The organism is Kumtagia sp. (genome assembly GCF_059502445.1).
This window is the reverse complement of record NZ_JCACER010000083.1, coordinates 39,552-57,967: the sequence shown is the minus strand read 5'-3', so window position 1 is coordinate 57,967 and position 18,416 is coordinate 39,552. Positions and strand designations below refer to the sequence as shown.

General features: G+C 67.3%; 18 protein-coding genes. 15 read left to right on the top strand and 3 right to left on the bottom strand.

All coding sequences use genetic code 11. From position 1 onward, the window contains the following. Positions 1-69: 69 nt before the first annotated feature. The 10 genes from AC5JDC_RS22205 to AC5JDC_RS22160 all read left to right on the top strand — a co-directional run bounded on the left by AC5JDC_RS22205 (position 70) and on the right by AC5JDC_RS22160 (position 10,167). Entirely contained in the window at positions 70-870 is an 801-nt protein-coding gene (locus tag AC5JDC_RS22205; RefSeq protein ID WP_495845056.1) for a segregation and condensation protein A, read from the top strand. Then, positions 867-1,595, top strand: a complete 729-nt coding sequence (gene scpB, locus AC5JDC_RS22200) for an SMC-Scp complex subunit ScpB (RefSeq protein ID WP_495844651.1) — start codon at positions 867-869, stop codon at positions 1,593-1,595. The genes AC5JDC_RS22205 and scpB overlap by 4 nt, the downstream gene beginning before the upstream one ends. A gap of 33 nt (positions 1,596-1,628) precedes the next feature. Then, positions 1,629-2,735 carry an ABC transporter ATP-binding protein gene (locus tag AC5JDC_RS22195; RefSeq protein WP_495844649.1) on the top strand — a complete coding sequence of 369 codons (1,107 nt, stop codon included), beginning with the start codon at positions 1,629-1,631 and terminating at the stop codon, positions 2,733-2,735. Positions 2,736-2,772: 37 nt separating this feature from the next. Next, positions 2,773-3,006: a twin-arginine translocase TatA/TatE family subunit gene (locus AC5JDC_RS22190; RefSeq protein ID WP_106770210.1), complete on the top strand. Its 234-nt coding sequence runs from the start codon at positions 2,773-2,775 to the stop codon at positions 3,004-3,006. A gap of 33 nt (positions 3,007-3,039) precedes the next feature. Beyond that, positions 3,040-3,774, top strand: a complete 735-nt coding sequence (gene tatB, locus AC5JDC_RS22185; RefSeq protein WP_495844646.1) for a Sec-independent protein translocase protein TatB — start codon at positions 3,040-3,042, stop codon at positions 3,772-3,774. Between the two features lie 47 nt (positions 3,775-3,821). After that, entirely contained in the window at positions 3,822-4,613 is a 792-nt protein-coding gene (gene tatC / locus AC5JDC_RS22180) for a twin-arginine translocase subunit TatC (protein ID WP_106770424.1), read from the top strand. A 1,044-nt stretch (positions 4,614-5,657) separates the two neighbouring features. Next, positions 5,658-7,127: a serine--tRNA ligase gene (gene serS, locus AC5JDC_RS22175; protein WP_495844644.1), complete on the top strand. Its 1,470-nt coding sequence runs from the start codon at positions 5,658-5,660 to the stop codon at positions 7,125-7,127. A 2-nt stretch (positions 7,128-7,129) separates the two neighbouring features. Further along, positions 7,130-7,891, top strand: a complete 762-nt coding sequence (surE, locus tag AC5JDC_RS22170; protein ID WP_495844643.1) for a 5'/3'-nucleotidase SurE — start codon at positions 7,130-7,132, stop codon at positions 7,889-7,891. Continuing rightward, the gene (locus AC5JDC_RS22165) at positions 7,888-8,529 is read left to right on the top strand and encodes a protein-L-isoaspartate(D-aspartate) O-methyltransferase (RefSeq protein WP_495844640.1); all 642 of its coding nucleotides are present in this window, start codon (positions 7,888-7,890) and stop codon (positions 8,527-8,529) included. Before surE ends, AC5JDC_RS22165 begins: the two co-directional genes overlap by 4 nt. A gap of 111 nt (positions 8,530-8,640) precedes the next feature. Beyond that, the gene (locus tag AC5JDC_RS22160) at positions 8,641-10,167 is read left to right on the top strand and encodes a peptidoglycan DD-metalloendopeptidase family protein (protein ID WP_495844637.1); all 1,527 of its coding nucleotides are present in this window, start codon (positions 8,641-8,643) and stop codon (positions 10,165-10,167) included. A 31-nt stretch (positions 10,168-10,198) separates the two neighbouring features. On the opposite strand, the gene AC5JDC_RS22155 is transcribed toward AC5JDC_RS22160, so the two are convergent. From AC5JDC_RS22155 to AC5JDC_RS22145, 3 genes are all read right to left on the bottom strand, one after another. Further along, positions 10,199-11,248 (bottom strand): class I SAM-dependent methyltransferase, encoded by a 1,050-nt coding sequence (locus tag AC5JDC_RS22155; protein WP_495844635.1) that lies wholly within the window; start codon positions 11,246-11,248, stop codon positions 10,199-10,201. Between the two features lie 157 nt (positions 11,249-11,405). Then, positions 11,406-12,464: an alpha/beta fold hydrolase gene (locus AC5JDC_RS22150; RefSeq protein ID WP_495844633.1), complete on the bottom strand. Its 1,059-nt coding sequence runs from the start codon at positions 12,462-12,464 to the stop codon at positions 11,406-11,408. A 108-nt stretch (positions 12,465-12,572) separates the two neighbouring features. Further along, on the bottom strand, positions 12,573-13,442 hold the full coding sequence (locus tag AC5JDC_RS22145; protein WP_495844631.1) for an ATP-binding protein: 870 nt from the start codon (positions 13,440-13,442) through the stop codon (positions 12,573-12,575). 275 nt (positions 13,443-13,717) lie between these two features. Here AC5JDC_RS22145 and yajC point away from each other — a divergent pair, with 275 nt between their 5' ends. The 5 genes from yajC to AC5JDC_RS22120 are packed head-to-tail and all read left to right on the top strand — an operon-like array spanning position 13,718 to position 18,413. Continuing rightward, the gene (gene yajC, locus AC5JDC_RS22140; protein WP_495844629.1) at positions 13,718-14,053 is read left to right on the top strand and encodes a preprotein translocase subunit YajC; all 336 of its coding nucleotides are present in this window, start codon (positions 13,718-13,720) and stop codon (positions 14,051-14,053) included. Between the two features lie 51 nt (positions 14,054-14,104). After that, positions 14,105-16,669, top strand: a complete 2,565-nt coding sequence (gene secDF, locus AC5JDC_RS22135) for a protein translocase subunit SecDF (protein WP_495844626.1) — start codon at positions 14,105-14,107, stop codon at positions 16,667-16,669. Between the two features lie 11 nt (positions 16,670-16,680). Then, entirely contained in the window at positions 16,681-17,070 is a 390-nt protein-coding gene (locus AC5JDC_RS22130; RefSeq protein WP_495844624.1) for an Mth938-like domain-containing protein, read from the top strand. Position 17,071: 1 nt separating this feature from the next. Continuing rightward, complete coding sequence (locus AC5JDC_RS22125; RefSeq protein ID WP_495845054.1) at positions 17,072-17,932, top strand: phytoene/squalene synthase family protein; 861 nt, start codon at positions 17,072-17,074, stop codon at positions 17,930-17,932. 58 nt (positions 17,933-17,990) lie between these two features. Then, positions 17,991-18,413, top strand: a complete 423-nt coding sequence (locus tag AC5JDC_RS22120) for a hypothetical protein (protein WP_495844622.1) — start codon at positions 17,991-17,993, stop codon at positions 18,411-18,413. The last annotated feature ends 3 nt before the right edge of the window (positions 18,414-18,416 follow it).

Genomic DNA, 18,416 nt, shown 5'->3' with positions numbered 1-18,416 from the left:
TCCGGTTTTGACACGGAAGGGACGGCATTGGCCGCGACCGGAGAGCAGAAAGCCGCGAAGGCCATTCCGATGGACCGCCTGTGGGCGGACCAGCCGGAGGAGCGCGCGACCACCGATCCGGCGCTGGTCGTCGACGTCGACGGCTTCGAGGGGCCGCTCGACCTGTTGCTGCATCTGGCGCGCAACCAGCGGGTCGATCTGGCGCGCATCTCCATCCTGGCGCTCGCCGAGCAGTATCTTGCCTTCATCGACAAGGCGCGCACCGTTCGGCTGGAGCTCGCCGCCGACTATCTCGTCATGGCGGCGTGGCTGGCCTATCTGAAGTCGCGGCTCCTGATCCCCAAGCAGCCGGACGACGCCGGCGACAGCGGCGAGGAGATGGCGGCGGTGCTGCAGTTCCGCCTGAAGCGGCTGGAGGCGATGCGCGACGCCGCCGCCCGCCTCGTCAACCGCAACCGGCTCGGCCGCGACGTCTTCGCGCGCGGCGCGCCGGAACTCGTCATCGTCGAGAAGCGCAACCGGTACGCGGCGAGCCTCTACGACCTGCTCACCGCCTATGCCATCCAGCGCCAGCGCCAGGCGGTGACCAATGTGCGCATCGCCAAGCGCGGCGTCTGGTCGCTGAAGGAGGCGCGCGACATCCTCGCCCGGCTGATCGGCGTGGCGAAGGACTGGACGGCGCTCGACCGCTTCCTCGTCGACTATCTCGCCGGGCCGGAGGAACGCGCCACCGCCATCGCCAGCTCCTTCGCCGCCACGCTCGAAATGGTCCGCGAGGGCCAGCTCGAGATGCGGCAGGACGGCGCCTTCTCCCCGCTCTACCTGCGCGGCCGCCAGGCGGCCGCATCAACCGCCGGGACAGCATCATGAGCGAAGCCGCCAACGCCCGCGTGATCCCCTTCGCCGCCGACGGCGAGCCGGCCCGCAACCCGGCCGAGCGCCTGCATCTGGCCGAGGCCGCGCGCATGGCCGAGGCCATCGTCTTCGCCAGCGCCGAGCCGGTCAGCGAGGCGCAGCTCGCCCAGCGCCTGCCGGACGGCATCGCCGTGCCCGAGGTCATGGCCGAGCTGCAGGCGATCTATTCGCGGCGCGGCGTCAACCTGGTTCGGGTCGGCTCGGGATGGGCCTTCCGCACCGCGCCCGATCTCGCCTTCATGATGACGCGCGACGCCGTGCAGCAGAAGAAGCTGTCGCGCGCCGCCCTCGAAGTGCTCGCCATCATCGCCTACCACCAGCCGGTGACGCGCGCCGAGATCGAGGACATCCGCGGCGTCGAGACCTCGAAGGGCACGCTCGACACGCTGCTGGAGACCGAATGGGTGCGCCTGCGCGGCCGCCGCCGCACGCCGGGACGTCCGGTCACCTATGGCACCACCGAAGGGTTCCTTGACCATTTCGGCCTGGAGGAGATCCGCGACCTGCCCGGCGTCGAAGAGCTGAAGGGCGCCGGCCTGCTGGCCGCGCGCATGCCCGCCAATTTCTCCGTGCCGCTGCCGCCGGCCAGCACCGACGAGCTCACCGAGGACGAGGATCCGCTGACCGACGTCGACCTGGAGGAGCTCGGCCTGTTGACACCGCGCGTGGCGGATGATTGAGCCTCCGCGCGTAAACGCGGAAGGCCGGACGCATTGACCATCGACGAGGCGAGCACGGGCAAGCGCACGACGGCGGGCGTGACCTTCGCCGCGCGGCTTGTCTTCGACGACATCAGCCATTCCTTCGCGCCGGGCACCGAGACGCTGCGCAACGTATCGCTCGCGGCCGAACCCGGCGAGGTGCTGTGCCTGCTCGGCCCCTCCGGCTCGGGCAAGACCACGCTGCTCAGGATCGCCGCCGGCATCGAGCCGCAGAGCACCGGCCGCGTCCTGCTCAACGGCCGCGAGATCGCCGGTCCGGCCGTGTTCCTGCCGCCGGAGAAGCGCTCCATCGGCCTGGTCTTCCAGGATTTCGCGCTGTTCCCGCACATGACCATCCTCGACAATGTGCGCTTCGGCCTGACCGAGCTGTCGCGCGAGGAGGCCCGCCGCGAGGCGATGATCGCGCTCTCCAGGGTCGGGCTCGAGGCTTACGCCGCCGCCTATCCGCATGTGCTCTCGGGCGGCGAGCAGCAGCGCGTCGCGCTCGCCCGGGCGCTGGCGCCGCGGCCGGCGGTGCTGTTGATGGACGAGCCGTTTTCCGGGCTGGACTCGCGGCTGAAGGATTCGGTGCGCGCCGAGACGCTGGCGATCCTGCGCGAGAGCCGCGCTACCGCGATCGTGGTGACCCATGACGCGGAAGAGGCGATGCGCATGGGCGACCGCATCGCGCTCCTGAAGGACGGAAGGCTGGTACAGGCGGGCAGGGCCGAGGAGCTCTATCTCAACCCGAACGACCTGTTCGTCGCCGGCTTCTTCTCTGAGCTCAACATTTTCGGCGGGCGGGTGCGCGGCGGCTTGGTCGAGACGTCGGTCGGCCGGATCGCCGCGCCGGGGCTCGCCGATGGCACTGAGACCACCGTCGCCGTGCGCACCACCGGCTTCGACGTGAGCGAAACCGAGGGGCAGGTGGAGGCGCGAATCCTGTCGCGACGCTATCTCGGCGTCATCGAATTGCTGGAGCTGGCGGTTCCCGGGGCCGAAACTCCGGTGCGGGCGCGGGTCCGCTGCGGCATCTTGTCCGCCCGTTCACGCGATATTTGGTTCTCGTTGCGCGAATCGGACGTTCTTCTGTTTGAAACGCGGCGCGAAAACGCATAGATCAGTCACGAGAAACGATCTCTGAGAGAGTTTGGATATGGGTTCCTTTTCGATATGGCACTGGCTGATCGTGCTGGTGGTCGTGCTGCTGCTGTTCGGTCGCGGCAAGATCCCCGAGCTGATGGGCGACATGGCCAAGGGCATCAAGAGCTTCAAGAAGGGCATGTCGGACGAGGACGCCGAGGAGGCGAAGGCGGCCGCCGACGCCAAGACGGTCGAGCATCGCGCCGACGAAACCATGGCGGCCCGCGAGAAGGCCAGCAAGAGCTGAGCCTTTTCCTCGGCAAAGCCGGATTGATGCAGCATGTTTGAGATCGGCTGGACCGAAATGCTCGTGATCGCGGTCGTCATGATCGTGGTCGTGGGACCGAAGGATTTGCCGAAGATGCTGCGCACCATCGGCAAGATGACCGCCAAGATGCGGTCGATGGCGGGCGACTTCCAGAAGCAGTTCAACGAGGCCTTGAAGGAGGCCGAGCTGGACGAGGTCAAGAAGTCGGTCGATTCGCTGCGCAGCATGAACCCGGCTTCCGAGATCAAGAAGCAGCTCAACCCGTTCGAGAAGGCCGCGGCCGATGTTCGTGCGGGATTGCAGTCGCTCAATCCGGGCGCGCAGCCGGCCCAGCCGGCCGACGAGCAGAAGCCGGCCGAGCCCGATGCGCACGCGGCCGAGCCGCTGAAGAACGGCGCGACCGCCATGCCGGGCGTCGCCGGGCCGGAGGCCATGCCGTCGCCGCCCGCGGCGCTCGCCACGCCGGCGCCTTCGCCGGAGCCGGCGAAGCCTGCTGCGGCCCCGGCGCCCATGGCTGCCCCGCAGGCGGCCAAGGCGAATGGCACGGCCGCGCCAGAGGCGAAGCCGAAGAAGACCGCGCCAGCCGGGAAGGCGAAGCCTGCGCCGGCCGGCAAGGCCGCTCCGGCCGAGGCGTCCGCCGCCAAGGCGTCGGCCAAGCCGAAACCGCCTGCCGCCGGCAAGGCGACTACCGGCAAGGGCAAGGCGACGGCCGCGAAGGCCAGGGAACGAGCAGGAAGCGATACGTGAGCGCCAAACGGGACGAAGACGACATCGAGGCCTCGTCGGCGCCGCTGATGGAGCACCTGATCGAGTTGCGGTCGCGCCTGATGTGGGCGATCGGCGGCTTCTTCGTCGCTTTCCTCGTCTGCTTCTTCTTCGCCAAGCAGCTGTTCAACCTGCTGGTGATCCCGTTCAAATGGGCGGTGCACTGGGCCGGTCTCGCCAACGAGCAGGTGGAGCTCATCTACACGGCGCCGCAGGAATTCTTCTTCACCCAGATCAAGCTCGCCATGTTCGGCGGGCTGGTCATCGCCTTCCCGCTGATCGCCGCGCAGATCTACAAGTTCGTGGCGCCAGGCCTCTACAAGACCGAGCGCGCCGCCTTCCTGCCGTTCCTCGTTGCTTCGCCCATCCTGTTCCTGATGGGCGGTGCACTCGTCTATTTCTTCTTCACGCCGATGGTGATGTGGTTCTTCCTGTCGATGCAGCAGGTCGGGCCCGGGCAGGAGGTGCAGATCTCGCTGCTGCCGAGGGTTTCGGAATATCTCAGCCTGATCATGACGCTGATCTTCTCCTTCGGCCTGGTGTTCCAGCTTCCGGTCGTCACCACGCTGATGGCGCGCGTCGGCCTGCTGACGTCGCAGGGGCTGAAGGACAAGCGCAAATGGGCGATCGTGATCGCCTTCGTCGTCGCCGCCGTGCTGACGCCGCCCGACCCGGTGAGCCAGATCGGCCTGGCCGTGCCCACCATCCTGCTCTACGAGGTCTCGATCTGGTGCGCCCGCATGGTCGAGCGGAAGCGCGAGGAGGAGAAGCTGGCGGCCGAGAAGGACGAGAGCGATTCCGCCTCGAGCGCGGCGACCTGAGGGACCGCTCCCGGAACTCCACGCTTCGCTTCTACGCCTTGGAGGGGATGAAGCTTAAACGTCACCGCCCGGTCGCGGCATCGGCAACGGACGGCATCTGCCATAGTAACTCCATGCGGTTGGGACCATCTGTTCTACGCAGCCGGAGCACTTCGCCGTCGCTACGGCATGGATCCTAGGGTCTGCGCCTCCGCTTCGCTCCGGCTTCGCCCTAGAATGACGAACTCATCGGGAGTCTCCGCCAATCGCCGACGTTGGCCACTAGCGGTAAACCCCTTTGCCTTCGTCATCCTAGGGCGGAGCCGGAGCGAAGCGGAGGCGCAGACCCTAGGATCCATGCCGTACCGGTTGTGAAGTGCTCCGGCGATGCGGAATCACCCCATCCCACGGCATTCGGCTCGGTCGATCCGGAGATCGAGCAGGGGATAGTTTTCTTTCCTTCCGTCGAAAAGCGGTGCAGCTTCAAAGCCGACGCGAACGAGAAAAGCGCAATTTCCCCGGCACTTAGCCGCTTGCGCCACTTCGAGCGAACAGGCCCGCCGCAATTATTTTATCCCCTCCCTTTCCATCTCCCCCATACTTGCACTCGAAAGCCGCTCCCTGCGGGAATCTGGTGCGCACCGGGTATCAGGAGGGAGCGTCGGCGCCGGGTCGGCCGCGCAAACGGTAGCGCGGCTGGCGTGAGCTGGAGACCCGGGCCCCAGCCGCGAAGGTCGCGCGAATGCGGGTTAGCGGACGGGCAAGAACGCCGGCGGGGCGCGGGTCACCGCGCCACGTATTTACTTAGAGAGGCTCGGCCCCGCGCCCCGCTTCCCGCACTTTCCTTTCAATGGCCAGACTGCAAAGCAGGGCGTGGCGAGGATGAAGCGCGCAGCATTTCCCTCCCCCTTGAGGGGAGGGTGGCCGCGCAGCGGCCGGGTGGGGTCGCCGCGGCAGCGCTCGACCCCCTGCCGCCTCGCCGGGCCAGCCGTGATTTGACACCGCCGCGGCCGTCCGGCATGAGCGGCAGCGGAATTTCCCCAGGAAGGACGTTCGATACCGACCATGTTTGACATTCGATGGATTCGCGAAAAGCCGCAGGCCCTGATCGACGCGCTGGTGAAGCGCCAGTGGTCGGAGCAGGACGCGCGTTCGACCGTCGAAGGCGTGCTGCTGCTGGACGAGACGCGCCGCGCCCATCTCGGCGAGTTGCAGGTCAAGCAGGAGCGCCGCAACGCCGCCTCGCGCGAGATCGGCAACGCCATGCGCAACAAGGACATGGCACTGGCCGAGCAGCTCAAGCTCGAGGTCAATGCCATCAAGGCCTTTCTCGGCGCCGCCGAGCAGACCGAGCGCGACAACGACAAGGCGCTGGAGGATGCGCTGGCCGTCATTCCCAACGTGCCGCTGGACGACGTGCCGGTCGGCGCCGACGAGAGGGGCAATGTCGAAGTCCGCAAGGTCGGCGAGGTAAGACCGCGCCCGAACTGGGCCAGGGAGCATTTCGAGATCGGCGAGGCGCTCGGCCTGATGGATTTCGAGCGCGCGGCAAAACTGTCGGGCGCGCGCTTCACCGTGCTGAAGGGTCAGCTTGCCCGGCTCGAGCGCGCCCTCGGCCAGTTCATGCTCGACCTGCACACGACCGAGCACGGCTATACTGAGGTGATCCCGCCGCTGCTGGTGCGAGACGAGGCAATGTTCGGAACGGGTCAGTTGCCTAAATTTGAAGACGACCTGTTTCAAACTTCTCGTTCGAAGAGGTTCGTGGATCAACCCGAGGAAATTAAGCAGGACTTTGAACGTTTGACGCGTCTACAGGACGATTGGGAGACATACCGGCAAACGGCAGCCCCTGTAGCGCATCTTTCGTACCCAGATTTTATTATGCGTGAAACACAGGCCTTTTTGGACAAGCACGGCAATTCTGCACGTCTTTGGATGATTCCGACCTCAGAAGTTCCGCTGACCAACCTCGTGCGCGAGGAAATCCTCCGACACGACGATCTGCCGCTGCGCTACACCGCGCTCACCCCCTGCTTCCGCTCCGAAGCCGGCTCGGCCGGCCGCGACACGCGCGGCATGCTGCGCCAGCACCAGTTCTACAAGGTCGAGATGGTGTCGATCACCGACCAGGAGAATTCGCTGGCCGAGCACGAGCGCATGACCGAATGCGCCGAAACGGTGCTGAAAAGACTCGGCCTGCCGTTCCGCACCGTGGTGCTGTGCACCGGCGACATGGGTTTTGGCGCGCGCAAGACCTACGACATCGAGGTGTGGCTGCCCGGCCAGAACGCCTATCGCGAGATCTCGTCCTGCTCGGTCTGCGGCGATTTCCAGGCGCGCCGCATGGACGCCCGCTACAGGGACAGGGGCGGCAAGGGCAACCTCTTCGTCCACACCCTCAACGGCTCGGGCGTCGCCGTCGGCCGCGCGCTGATCGCGGTTTTGGAGAATTACCAGAACCAGGACGGCTCCGTTAGCATTCCTGAAGCATTGCGCCCCTATATGGGCGGGCTGGAAAAGATCGGGGCCTGATTGTGCGTATCCTCCTGACCAATGACGACGGCATCCATGCCGAGGGCCTGCAATGCCTGGAGCGGATCGCCCGGACGCTCAGCGACGACGTCTGGGTGGTGGCGCCCGAAACCGACCAGTCCGGCTTCGCCCATTCGCTGTCGCTGTCGGAGCCGCTGCGCCTGCGCAAGCTCGACGACCGCCATTTCGCCGTGCGCGGCACCCCGACCGACTGCGTCATCATGGGCGTGAAGAAGATCCTGCCGGAGCCGCCGGACCTGGTTCTCTCCGGCGTCAATGCCGGCTCGAACGTCGCCGACGACGTGACCTATTCCGGTACGGTGGCCGGCGCCATGGAGGGCACGCTTCTCGGCATCCGCGCCGTCGCGCTCAGCCAGGCCTACCGCGTGCAGGAGGGGATCGGCCGGGAGGTCGCGTGGGAGACGACCGAGGCGCATGCGCCGACCCTGCTGGGGAAGCTGCTGCGTGTCGACCTGCCGGCCGGCGTCTTCCTCAACGTCAACTTCCCCAATTGCGCGCCCGACGAGGTCGAGGGTGTCGCCGTCGCCGCCCAGGGCAAGCTCGCCTACGGCATGTGGATCGACGAGCGCACCGACGGCCGCGGTTTCCCCTATTACTGGCTGCGCTTCGGCCGCGAGGCGGCGGAAACGCGCAGCGGCACCGACCTGCATGCGCTCGGCAACCGCATGGTCTCGGTGACGCCGCTGAAGATGGATCTGACCGCGCATGAGCTGCGCGACCAGCTGGCCAAGGCGCTTGCATGACAGGCGGCCGGGAGGGGTTCGCCGCCTTCATGCTGCGGCTGCGCGGGCGCGGCGTTCCGCGCGAGGTGATCGCCGCCTTCGAGGCGACGCCGCGCGCCGACTTCCTGTCGGGGCAGTTCCATGACCTCGCCTGGTCCGACCGCATGCTGCCGATCGACTGCGGCGAGGCGATCGAAGGCGTCGACCTGCAGGCGCAGGTCATCGCCGCGCTGCGCATCGAGCCGGGCAACCGCATCCTCGAGATCGGCACCGGCACCGGCTATACCGCCGCCGTCATGTCCCGCTTCGCCGGCCGGGTGACGACGCTCGACCGCTACAAGACGCTCGTCGACCAGGCGCGCCAGCGCTTCGAGCTGTTCGGCATCCAGAACGTGCATGCACGGCAGGCCGACGGCATCAACGGCCTGATGGGGGAGGGGCCGTTCGACCGGATCGTCGTCTGGGCCGCGTTCGACAGCCATCCGCGCATCTTCGTCGACCAGCTTTCCACCGGCGGCACCATGGTGGCGGCGATCGGGCCGGAGGAGGGACGGCAGGCGCTGGTCCGCCTGGGCAAGGTCGGCAGCCGCTTCGAGCGCGAGGACCTCGGCGAGGTCCGTTTGCAACCGATCGCCAAGGGCCTGGCGGCCGTCCTGTGATCGCGCCGGCGGCTTAAAAATGAGGCATGGCCGCCGTCCGCTTTAACCGCCCAGTAACATTAACGCGCTTTAATCATAGCCGGTTGTACCGGGTAAAAGCGGGTTAGTACGATGCTGGTGAGTGTATTGCGGTCGAACAAGCGCAAGCTGTGGCGCGGTGCGGCTCTTCTGCTGGTCACGGGGATGGCCGCGGGGTGCAGCTCGCAGTCGGCGCGCTTCGGCGGTGTCGACGACATCTTCACCGGCTCGACGGCGAATCAGCGCCAGATCATCAATGACGGAGGCCAGGCCTATCCGGGTGACGCCGCGCCGGTCGCGGCAGCGCCGGTGGATGCCGTCTCCACCGGTTCGGTGAGCCGGGGCTCCCTGGCGCCGGTCTCCGCCCAGCCGACTATGGCGGCCGCAACTCCCGCGCCTGTCGCCCCGGCACCTGCCGTTTCCGCGCCCAGGCCGCAGGCGGCCCCGACGCTCGCTTCCGCTGCTTCGACGCCTGCACGCCCGGCCGAGCCGCAGATGGCGTCCGGGGCGGCCGATCCGGCCGGCTGGTCGCGCGCCGGCGGCACCCAGGTGACAGTTCGGGAAGGCGAGACCGTCTACAACCTGTCGCGCCGCTTCGGCGTGCCGGCCAACGTGATCGCCAGGGTCAACGGCCTGCCGGAAGGCGGCGGCCTGCAGACCGGCCAGAAGATCGTCATCCCAACCTACGTCTATTCCAACAAGGCCCCCGTTTCGGCGCCCGACAATCACCCGGCCGTCGCCGATGCGAAGTCCTCCACCGGGACCCGCTACGACGTTCCCGCCGACAAGGTGCCGGTGCCGAGCAGGGCGCCGCAGCAGACCCTTGCCGTGCTGCCGCAGCCGCCCAAGGTGAAGGAGGCCGCGGTGCCGGCGGCGACCGATCCGAACGCCGCCAGCAGTTCCGGCCAGCCCAAGCCGAAGTCCGTCGCCGGTGCCTATACGGTGCAGGACGGCGACACGCTGACCCGCGTCGCCAAAAAGACCGGTGTGAGCGTCGCGGCGCTGAAGGCCGCCAACGGCATGCAGGACGGCGTGCTGCGCATCGGCCAGACGCTCAAGGTGCCGGCCGCCGGTCAGGCGCCGGCCGTCGCGCAGGCCGCGCCCGGCATCGACAAGACGGCCACGGGCGCCGTGCCGCCGGTTGCCAAGCCGACGCAGCAGGAGGCGGTCGCCGCCTACACCCCGCCCAGGAAGACCGACAAGGTGATCGAGCAGGCCGAGAGCGCCGCCGTTGCCGCGCCCAGCTCGACCGGCATCGACCGCATGCGCTGGCCGGTGCGCGGAAAGGTCATCTCCTCCTACGGCAAGGGCGCCGGACGCGACGGCATCGACATCGCCGTGCCCGAAGGGACGCCGGTGAAGGCGGCGGAGAACGGCGTGGTCATCTATGCCGGCGACGGGCTGAAGGAGTTCGGCAACACCGTGCTGGTGCGCCACGACAACGGGCTGGTGACCGTCTACGGCCACGCCAGCGAGCTCAAGGTGCAGCGCGGCCAGAAGGTCAAGCGCGGCGACGACATCGCGGTGTCCGGCATGAGCGGCAGCGCCAACGCGCCGAAACTGCATTTCGAGGTGCGCAAGAACTCGGCCCCGGTCGATCCCACCACCTATCTGGAGTAGGCGCGCCGGCATTTTTTCGCCGGCGCGTCTCTCAGGTCGCCTCGAGCACCATGTTGAGCGGCGTCGCCGCGGCGCGTCGGACCTTGCTGAAGCCGCCGGAGCGGATCACTTCGGTCAGCCGCTTCTCGCCCGCCTGGGCACCGAGCGCCAGCCCGGTTTCCTGCGCCAGCGAGGTGGGCACGCAGATCATCGTCGAGGCCGAGTAATAGAGCCGCCCGACCGGGTTGACATTGTCCTCCAGCGTGTCGCCGGCCATCGGCTCGACCACCATCCACGTGCCGCCGTGCCCGAGCGCCTGGCGGATATGCGCCGCCGCGGCTTCGGGATCGCCCATGTCGTGCAGGCAGTCGAAGCAGGTGACGAGATCGAAGCCGCCGCCCGGGAAGTCTTGGGCCCGCCCCACTTCGAAGCCGACATTGGTCATCCCGTGCGCCCGCACATGCGCGGTTGCGGCCGCGATCGAGGCCGGATGGAAGTCGTATCCGGTGAAGTGCGACTTCGGGAAGGCCTGTGCCATCAGGATCGTCGACAGGCCGTGGCCGCAGCCGACGTCTGCGACCTTCGCTCCCTTGTTCAGCTTGTCGACCACGCCGTCCAGCGCGGGCAGCCAATCCTGCACCAGTGCGTTGACGTAGCCCGGCCGGAACAGCCGCGCCACGGCGCAGAACATGCAGCCGGCCTGGTCGCTCCACGCGACGCCCTTGCCGGTCTTGAAGGCCGCCTGCACCTTGGGCTGGTTTTCGACCATCGCGGCGGCGGTGTCGAAGGCGCCGATCAGATTGACCGGACTGTCGGGTTCGGCAAACACGAAGGCCTGCTCGGGCGTCAACGAGAAGCGTCCGCCCTCGTAGGTGACATAGCCGGACGCCGTCTGCGCGCAGAGCCACTCGCGCACATATCGCGGCGCGCAGCCTGCGGCCGCGGCAAGATCGTCGGCTGTCGCCGGTCCGCTGTTTCTGAGCGCGGCGTAGAGGCCGAGCGTGTCGCCTATTCGCACCAGAGGCACGCTCACGGCGCCGCCGAGGTCGCCGAGCACGCGGCCGACCAGCTCGTTCAACCTGGTTTCGTCGATCTGGGTCATATCGCATTCCTCCTGGTCTCTGGAGGGCTTGCTGCCGCTCCGAGGCTTCCAGGATGCGCGCGTGCATGGCGGCCGGCATGGGGCGGCTGTCCCGCGTGGCCAGCAAAATCCGGCTCGGGCCGGGGACAGATGTCCCGCGCGGGCCCCGGAAAGGACCTCAGCCGGACAGCGACTTGACGATAGCCTGCGAACGGCTGTGAACGTCGAGCTTGTCGAAGATCGCCGACAACTGGTTGCGCACCGTCTTCTCGCTCTTGCCCAGGCGCTGGGCGATCGTGCGGTTGTCGAGCCCCTTCGCGACGAGGTCGAGGATCGCCTTTTCTGCGGGAGTCAGTCCGGCATCGCGGACAGCGTGGGGCTGCGTCGCCTGGTCCTGCCCTAAAAACCCCGCGAGTTCGGCCTGGAACACCGCCCACGCAGGCTCGTCAGGCAGCAGCACGTGGTTCCTGCTCTCCAGCGGCACGAAGCGCGCGCCGGGGATGGCGGCCGCCAGCTTGCAGCCTTCGTTGAAGGGCACGCGCATGTCGCCGCGGCTGTGCATGACCAGCGTCGGCACGCTGAGCCTTGCCGCAAGGTCGAGGACGTCGATGCCCTGCATCTGCCAGAGCAGTTGCGCCGCGACGTCGGCAGTCGCCGTCTCCCGTTCGAGATCGCCCCACCAGCGATGTTGCTCCGGCTTGCCGCCCGGAATGAAGAGATTGGTGAAGAACCGGCAGAACGCGGGGTTGTCGCGACCCCAGCCGATGCGGACGAAATTGACCAGCGTCTCCGCCTCCAGCCGCTCGGCATCGTTCTGGGCACGCACACGCCCGCCCTGGCCGTAGGCGTTGACGAGTACGAGACGGGAGACGCGCTCCGGGTGCCTGAGCGCGAACGCGATCCCGAGCGCGCCGCCCTGCGACAGGCCGAGCAGGACGAAACGTGGCTCCTTGATCGTCGCTGCCACGGCGTCGAGGTCGGCATGCCAGGCGTCGATCGTCAGGTCCGCGACATGGCGGTCCGACAAGCCGCATCCGCGCGGGTCGTAGCGGACGAAACGGTTACGGGCCGAAAGCGCCTCCACCCATGGCCGCCACACCGGGCTTTCGAGATCGTAGTCGACATGACTCAGCCAGTGCGCGGCTCGCAGGATCACCGGACCCTCGCCGCATGACGCCACGGCGATGCGTGTGCCGTCGGCGGAGGCACAGAAGCCTATCGTCTGCCGCAGTTTCATGGCCCCACGTTACCGCAGCAGCCCGCGCCGTGACAGCCGGAACCGCGGAGGGCGGGTAGCTCGGCCGGCTCGAAGGTCTGGAGATCACCGTCGACGGCGGCCCCGCGCTCAATCCTTCAGCGGCTTGCCAAGCCGACCGGCGAGATCCTGGATGAACTGCCAGGCGACGCGACCGGAGCGGCTGCCGCGCGTCGTCGCCCATTCCAGTGCCTCGGCGCGCAGCGTTTCCGGATCCATGTCGAGGCCGTGATAGCCGACATAGCCGTCGATCATCTCGAGATATTCGTCCTGCGAGCATTTGTGGAAGCCGAGCCACAGGCCGAAGCGGTCCGACAGCGATACCTTTTCCTCGACCGCTTCCGATGGATTGATCGCCGTCGAGCGTTCGTTGTCGATCATGTCGCGCGGCAGAAGATGCCGGCGGTTCGAGGTCGCGTAGAAGATGACGTTGGCAGGCCGGCCCTCGACTCCGCCTTCGAGCGCCGCCTTGAGCGATTTGTAGGACGTGTCGTCGTGGTCGAAGGAGAGGTCGTCGCAGAACAGGACGAAGCGGTGCGGCGACGTCTTCAGGATCGCCATCAGCCGGGGCAGGGTGTCGATGTCCTCGCGATGGATCTCCACTAGCTTGAGCGGCGTCTTGCCTTCGCCATTGACTGTGGCGTGCGCGGCCTTCACCAGCGACGATTTTCCCATGCCGCGCGCGCCCCACAGCAGCACGTTGTTGGCCGGCAGGCCGGCGGCGAAGCGCTGCGTGTTGTCGACGAGGATGTCGCGCACCCGGTCGACGCCGCGGATCAAGCCGATCTCGACGCGGTTGACGCGATGTACCGGTTCGAGCACGCCTTGCTCGGCCGACCAGACGAAGCAATCGGCACCGTCGAGATCGGTCGGCGGTGGCGCCGGCGGCGCGATCCGGCCGACGGCCTCGATCAGGCGGTCGAGCTTCTCCGACAGGGCTTGCAGCGAGGGGCTTGGCATGAGAGGCGTCCGGACGTTTCGTTGGCGCACACGGATACGCGAATCCGCCCGTCAGCCCAAGAGGCGGCCGCTGGTCCAGGACGGCAAAAAGCTGCGGGTAAGCCGCCGGGGCGGCCGCGGATCGTCGCGAGGCTCTCGAAAACCGCTGAATCAGCGGCGAAAAGCGGCGATCCGCCGCGCCGGGCCGGTTGCAATGGCGCCTCGACCGACTATATTCCGGCCAACTTTTGGCGGGGCCATGGCGGCTCCTTTTTCCACCTCAGGAGCACTCTCGCATGATCGTGACGCCGGCATATGCACAGGGCGTGGGCGCGGGCCCGGATATGTTCATCAGTATCCTGCCGTTCGTCCTCATCTTCGTGATCATGTACTTCCTGATCATCCGGCCGCAGCGCACCCAGTTGAAGAAGCGCAACGAGATGCTGGTCGCGATCCGCAGGGGCGACACCGTCGTCACCGGCGGCGGCTTCGTCGGCAAGGTCACCAAGGTGATCGACGACAACGAGCTCGAGATCGACCTCGGCGGCATGAAGGTGACCGCCCTGCGCTCGACCATCGCCGACGTGCGCGTCAAGGGCGAGCCGATCGCCAACCAGAACGTCAAGAAATAAACGCCATCGGGGCCTAGAGTCCCGATCGGCCGCGGCACGGACTGAAGGCAGATGCTTTATTTTTCACGCTGGAAGACGATCGGCATCTGGGGCGTCGTGCTCCTGGGTGTGCTCTTTGCGCTTCCCAACCTGATGTCCGAATCGTTCCGCGACAGCCTGCCGGGCTGGGTGCCGAGCCGGCCGATGACGCTCGGGCTCGACCTGCAGGGCGGCTCGCACATCCTGCTGGCGGTGGACCGCAACGATCTCGTCAACGAGCGCCTGCAGGCCGTGCGCGACGACATCCGCACCCTGCTGCGCGACGCCCGGATCGGCTACACCGGCCTGTCCGGCACCGGCCGCTCCGTGCAGGTGCGCATCCGCGAGGCGAACGAGGTCGACAAGGCCAGGACGGCGCTGCAGACGCTGATCCAGCCGGTGACCAGCGGCGTGTTCGGTACCGGCTCCATCACCGAGGTGACGCTGGAAGAGCCGGAGCCGGGATTGCTGCGCTATACGCTTACCGACGAGGGCATCGACTACCGTATGTCGTCGGCCGTCACCCAGTCGATCGAGGTGATCGGGCGGCGCGTCAACGAGCTCGGCACCACCGAGCCGGTCATCCAGCGTCAGGGCGTCGACCGCGTGCTCGTCCAGGTGCCAGGCCTCCAGGATCCGCAGCGGCTCAAGGATATTCTCGGGCAGACGGCCAAGCTCACCTTCCAGATGGTCGATCAGTCGGTGCCGGTCCAGGAAGCGATGCAGGGGCGGCCGCCGGCGGGCACCTCGGTGCTCTATTCGACCGACGATCCGCCCGTTCCCTATCTGATCGAGGATCGGGTGATCGTATCGGGCGAGAACCTCGTCGACGCCCAGGCGACCTTCGACCAGCGCACCAATGAGCCGGTCGTCTCCTTCCGCTTCGACAGCAAGGGCGCCGCCCGCTTCGGCCAGGCGACCCAGCAGGGTGTCGGGCGGCTGTTCGCCATCATCCTCGACAACCAGGTGATCTCGGCGCCGCAGATCCGCGAGCCGATCGTCGGCGGTACGGGACAGATTTCCGGCAATTTCACGGCCGAATCCGCGAACGATCTGGCGGTGCTGCTGCGCGCCGGCGCGCTGCCGGCCGACTTGACCATCGTCGAGGAGCGCACCGTCGGCCCGAGCCTCGGCGCCGACTCCATAGCCGCTGGCGAGTTCGCCGCTCTCGTCGCCGGCGTGCTCGTGGTCGTTTTCATGCTGGCCGCCTACAGTACGCTCGGCATCATCGCCAACATCGCGCTGGCGGCCAACGTCATCCTGATCATCGCGATCCTGTCGGTGCTGGGCGCCACGCTGACCATGCCGGGCATCGCCGGCATCGTGCTCACCGTCGGCATGGCGGTCGATTCCAACGTCATCATCTACGAGCGCGTGCGCGAGGAGCGACGATGGGGCCGCTCGCTGGTGCAGTCGCTCGACCAGGGCTTCGCGCGCGCATTGGCGACCATCGTCGACGCGAATTTCACCACCTTCATCGCCGCCGTCATCCTGTTCTACATGGGAACGGGGCCCATCCGCGGCTTCGCCGTGACGCTGGCGATCGGCATCGTGACCACGGTGTTCACGGCCTTTACGCTGACGCGCTGGCTGATCGCTATCTGGCTGCGCAAGGCCAAGCCGAAGGATCTGCCCGGCGGTCTGATCCGGCTGCTGCCGGAAGAGCCGAAATTGCCGTTCATGGCATGGCGCAAATATGCCTTCACGCTTTCGGCAGCGCTGTCGATCGCCTGTGTCGCGCTGTTCTTCGCCGTCAACATGAACTACGGCATCGACTTCATGGGCGGCACCAGCATCGAGGTGCAGGCCAAGGGCGACAAGGCCGATTCTGCCGAGGTGCGTGCCGTCCTCGGCGAGTTGAACATCGGCGACGTCCAGGTCCAGGAGTTCGGCTCCGACCGCGACCTGCTGATCCGGGTGGAAGGCCAGGGAGCAGGCGACAATGCCGAGCAGAGCGTCGTCGAGAAAGTGCGGCTGTCGCTCGAGGACAGCTACGATTTCCGCCGCGTGGAATCCGTGGGGCCGACGGTATCGTCCGAGCTCGCCTGGGCCGGCGCCATGGGCGTGCTCGCCTCGCTGGCCGCGATGCTGATCTACATCTGGTTCCGCTTCGAATGGCAGTTCGGCCTCGGCGCTGTGATCTCCACAGTGCACGACGTGATCATGATGGTCGGGCTCTATGTCATCACCGGGCTGGAGTTCAATCTGGGCAGTATCGCGGCGATACTCACCATTGTCGGCTATTCGATCAACGATACGGTCGTGGTCTACGACCGCGTTCGCGAGAATCTGCGAAAATACAAGAAGATGCCGATCGAGCAGTTGCTCGACCTGTCGATGAACCAGACCCTGTCGCGCACCATTCTCACCGGCGTGACGACGCTGCTGGCCCTGACGGCGCTCTATCTGTTCGGCGGGGAGGTCATCCGCTCCTTCACCTTCGCGATGATCTTCGGCGTTCTCATCGGCACCTATTCCTCGATCTTCGTGGCCGGCCCTCTGCTGATCCTGTTCAAGCTCAGGCCGGAGAGCTTTGAGGCGAAGGAGGACGGCAAGTCGACGCTGCCGCCGGCGGGCGCGCAGCCATCGCAGACCTGACCGGCCGTCTCGTGGCGGCCGGCATCGTCATCCGCAAGGCGCATTTCCCGGGGCGCGCGCCGATCGAGGCCTATGGCAATGGCGGCTTCCGCTTTGCCGACATGTCGCATCGCGGATCGCTGCTCTGCCTGCCCTCGGGCATATACGGCTGGGAGCCTACCGACCCGGCGGCACTGGCACCAGCCGATTTCGGCCGGTTGCTGGACGAGGCGGACTCGGTCGAGATCCTGCTGGTCGGTATGGGCAGGGATTTGCGGCCGCTCTCGCCCGAGCTGAGAGCCGCCTTCAAGCAGGCCCGCATCTCCGCCGATCCGATGTCGACGGGCGCGGCGGTCAGAACCTACAACGTCCTGCTGGCCGAGGAACGCAGGGTGGCGGCCGCCCTGATTGCCGTCGACTGAGGTGACCTCCACGGCTGACCCGGTGACTGATGCCGTCCGCACGGCGGATCACGACCGCTATCTCTCGACGCTCTATGCGCCGCAGGACAGGCGTTCTGCGCTGCTGGCGCTCTATGCCTTCAATGCCGAGATCGCCGGCGTGCGCCACCGCATCCGCGAGCCGCTGCCGGGCGAGGTCAGGCTGCAATGGTGGCGGGATGCGATCGCCAACCGCACCGTCGGCGGGCCGACGGGTCACCCGGTGGCCGACGCGCTGACAGACACCATCGATCGTTACGGCTTGCCGGAAGCGGCCTTCCAAAACTATCTCGAGGCGCGCATCTTCGATCTCTACGACGATCCGATGCCGGCGCGCACCGACCTGGAAGGCTATTGCGGCGAGACGGCCGGCGCCGTCATCCAGCTTGCGGCGATGGTGCTCGACGCCAGGGCCGCCCCGGATTTCGCTGCGCTTGCCGGCCACGCCGGCTGCGCCCATGCGATCACCGGGCTTTTGCGTCTTCTGCCGCTGCACCGGGCACGAGGCCAGTGCTTTGTCCCGCGCGACATCCTTGCCGCCGCCGGAACGACGCCGGAGGAGTTCGTTAGAGGCATGAACGCCGCGGCCGCGGAACGCGCCTTCGCCGCTATGGCCGCGCTGGCCGGCGAGCACCTGTCGGCCTTCCTGAAGGACGCCCAGGCGATTCCGCAGACGCTGCGCCCGGCCTTTCTGCCCCTGGCGCTGGTGCCGGCCTACCTCGACCGGATCGCATCGCAACCGGCAAAGGCCCTCACGAAACCGGCCGACATCGCCGGCTGGAAGCGCCACTGGCTGCTCCTCACGACGGCCTCGCGCGGCTGGCGCAGGCCGTCTTTGACGTAAACGTCAATTGTGATACCACATAGCCCGCGGGTGAAATGCTTGCCGGGAGGAAATCGCCTTGAGCCTGCCGATCCTCGTCGCCATCGTGGCGATCGGCATAAGTCTGACCGTGGCCGCCGTGCACTTCACCGGCGGAAGCCGGCCCGCGCTCGTCGCGGATGCCGACCATGCCCGGCAAATCTTTCTTGGCGATTTCCCCGACGAGCGGCCGTCGGCCGCTACTCTGACCACCGACGGGCGGTCGGCCTTTCTGGCCCTGACCGGCGGCAGAATGGGCATTGTGCAGAGTTTCGGCGACGGCTTTTTCACGCGCATCGCGTCACCTGGGGACGTGGCCTCGGTCCAACTGCGCGAGCCGGCGACCGTCTCGATCCGCTTTCGCGACTTTACCTGGACCGGCGGCCGTTTCGCCTTCGCCGAGGTGCGCGCCGCCGAGGCGATCGTGTCGGCGCTCGCCCCTTTAGGCGCCAGGACGGCTTGAGCG

What these genes read in the sequence shown, in the direction of transcription:
- AC5JDC_RS22205 (WP_495845056.1), top strand. Translation starts at nt 70, where the DNA reads ATGGACCGCCTGTGGGCGGACCAGCCGGAGGAGCGCGCGACCACCGAT.
- scpB (WP_495844651.1), top strand. Translation starts at nt 867, where the DNA reads ATGAGCGAAGCCGCCAACGCCCGCGTGATCCCCTTCGCCGCCGACGGC.
- AC5JDC_RS22190 (WP_106770210.1), top strand. Translation starts at nt 2,773, where the DNA reads ATGGGTTCCTTTTCGATATGGCACTGGCTGATCGTGCTGGTGGTCGTG.
- tatB (WP_495844646.1), top strand. Translation starts at nt 3,040, where the DNA reads ATGTTTGAGATCGGCTGGACCGAAATGCTCGTGATCGCGGTCGTCATG.
- tatC (WP_106770424.1), top strand. Translation starts at nt 3,822, where the DNA reads ATGGAGCACCTGATCGAGTTGCGGTCGCGCCTGATGTGGGCGATCGGC.
- serS (WP_495844644.1), top strand. Translation starts at nt 5,658, where the DNA reads ATGTTTGACATTCGATGGATTCGCGAAAAGCCGCAGGCCCTGATCGAC.
- AC5JDC_RS22165 (WP_495844640.1), top strand. Translation starts at nt 7,888, where the DNA reads ATGACAGGCGGCCGGGAGGGGTTCGCCGCCTTCATGCTGCGGCTGCGC.
- AC5JDC_RS22160 (WP_495844637.1), top strand. Translation starts at nt 8,641, where the DNA reads ATGCTGGTGAGTGTATTGCGGTCGAACAAGCGCAAGCTGTGGCGCGGT.
- AC5JDC_RS22155 (WP_495844635.1), bottom strand. Translation starts at nt 11,248, where the DNA reads ATGACCCAGATCGACGAAACCAGGTTGAACGAGCTGGTCGGCCGCGTG.
- AC5JDC_RS22150 (WP_495844633.1), bottom strand. Translation starts at nt 12,464, where the DNA reads ATGAAACTGCGGCAGACGATAGGCTTCTGTGCCTCCGCCGACGGCACA.
- AC5JDC_RS22145 (WP_495844631.1), bottom strand. Translation starts at nt 13,442, where the DNA reads ATGCCAAGCCCCTCGCTGCAAGCCCTGTCGGAGAAGCTCGACCGCCTG.
- yajC (WP_495844629.1), top strand. Translation starts at nt 13,718, where the DNA reads ATGATCGTGACGCCGGCATATGCACAGGGCGTGGGCGCGGGCCCGGAT.
- secDF (WP_495844626.1), top strand. Translation starts at nt 14,105, where the DNA reads ATGCTTTATTTTTCACGCTGGAAGACGATCGGCATCTGGGGCGTCGTG.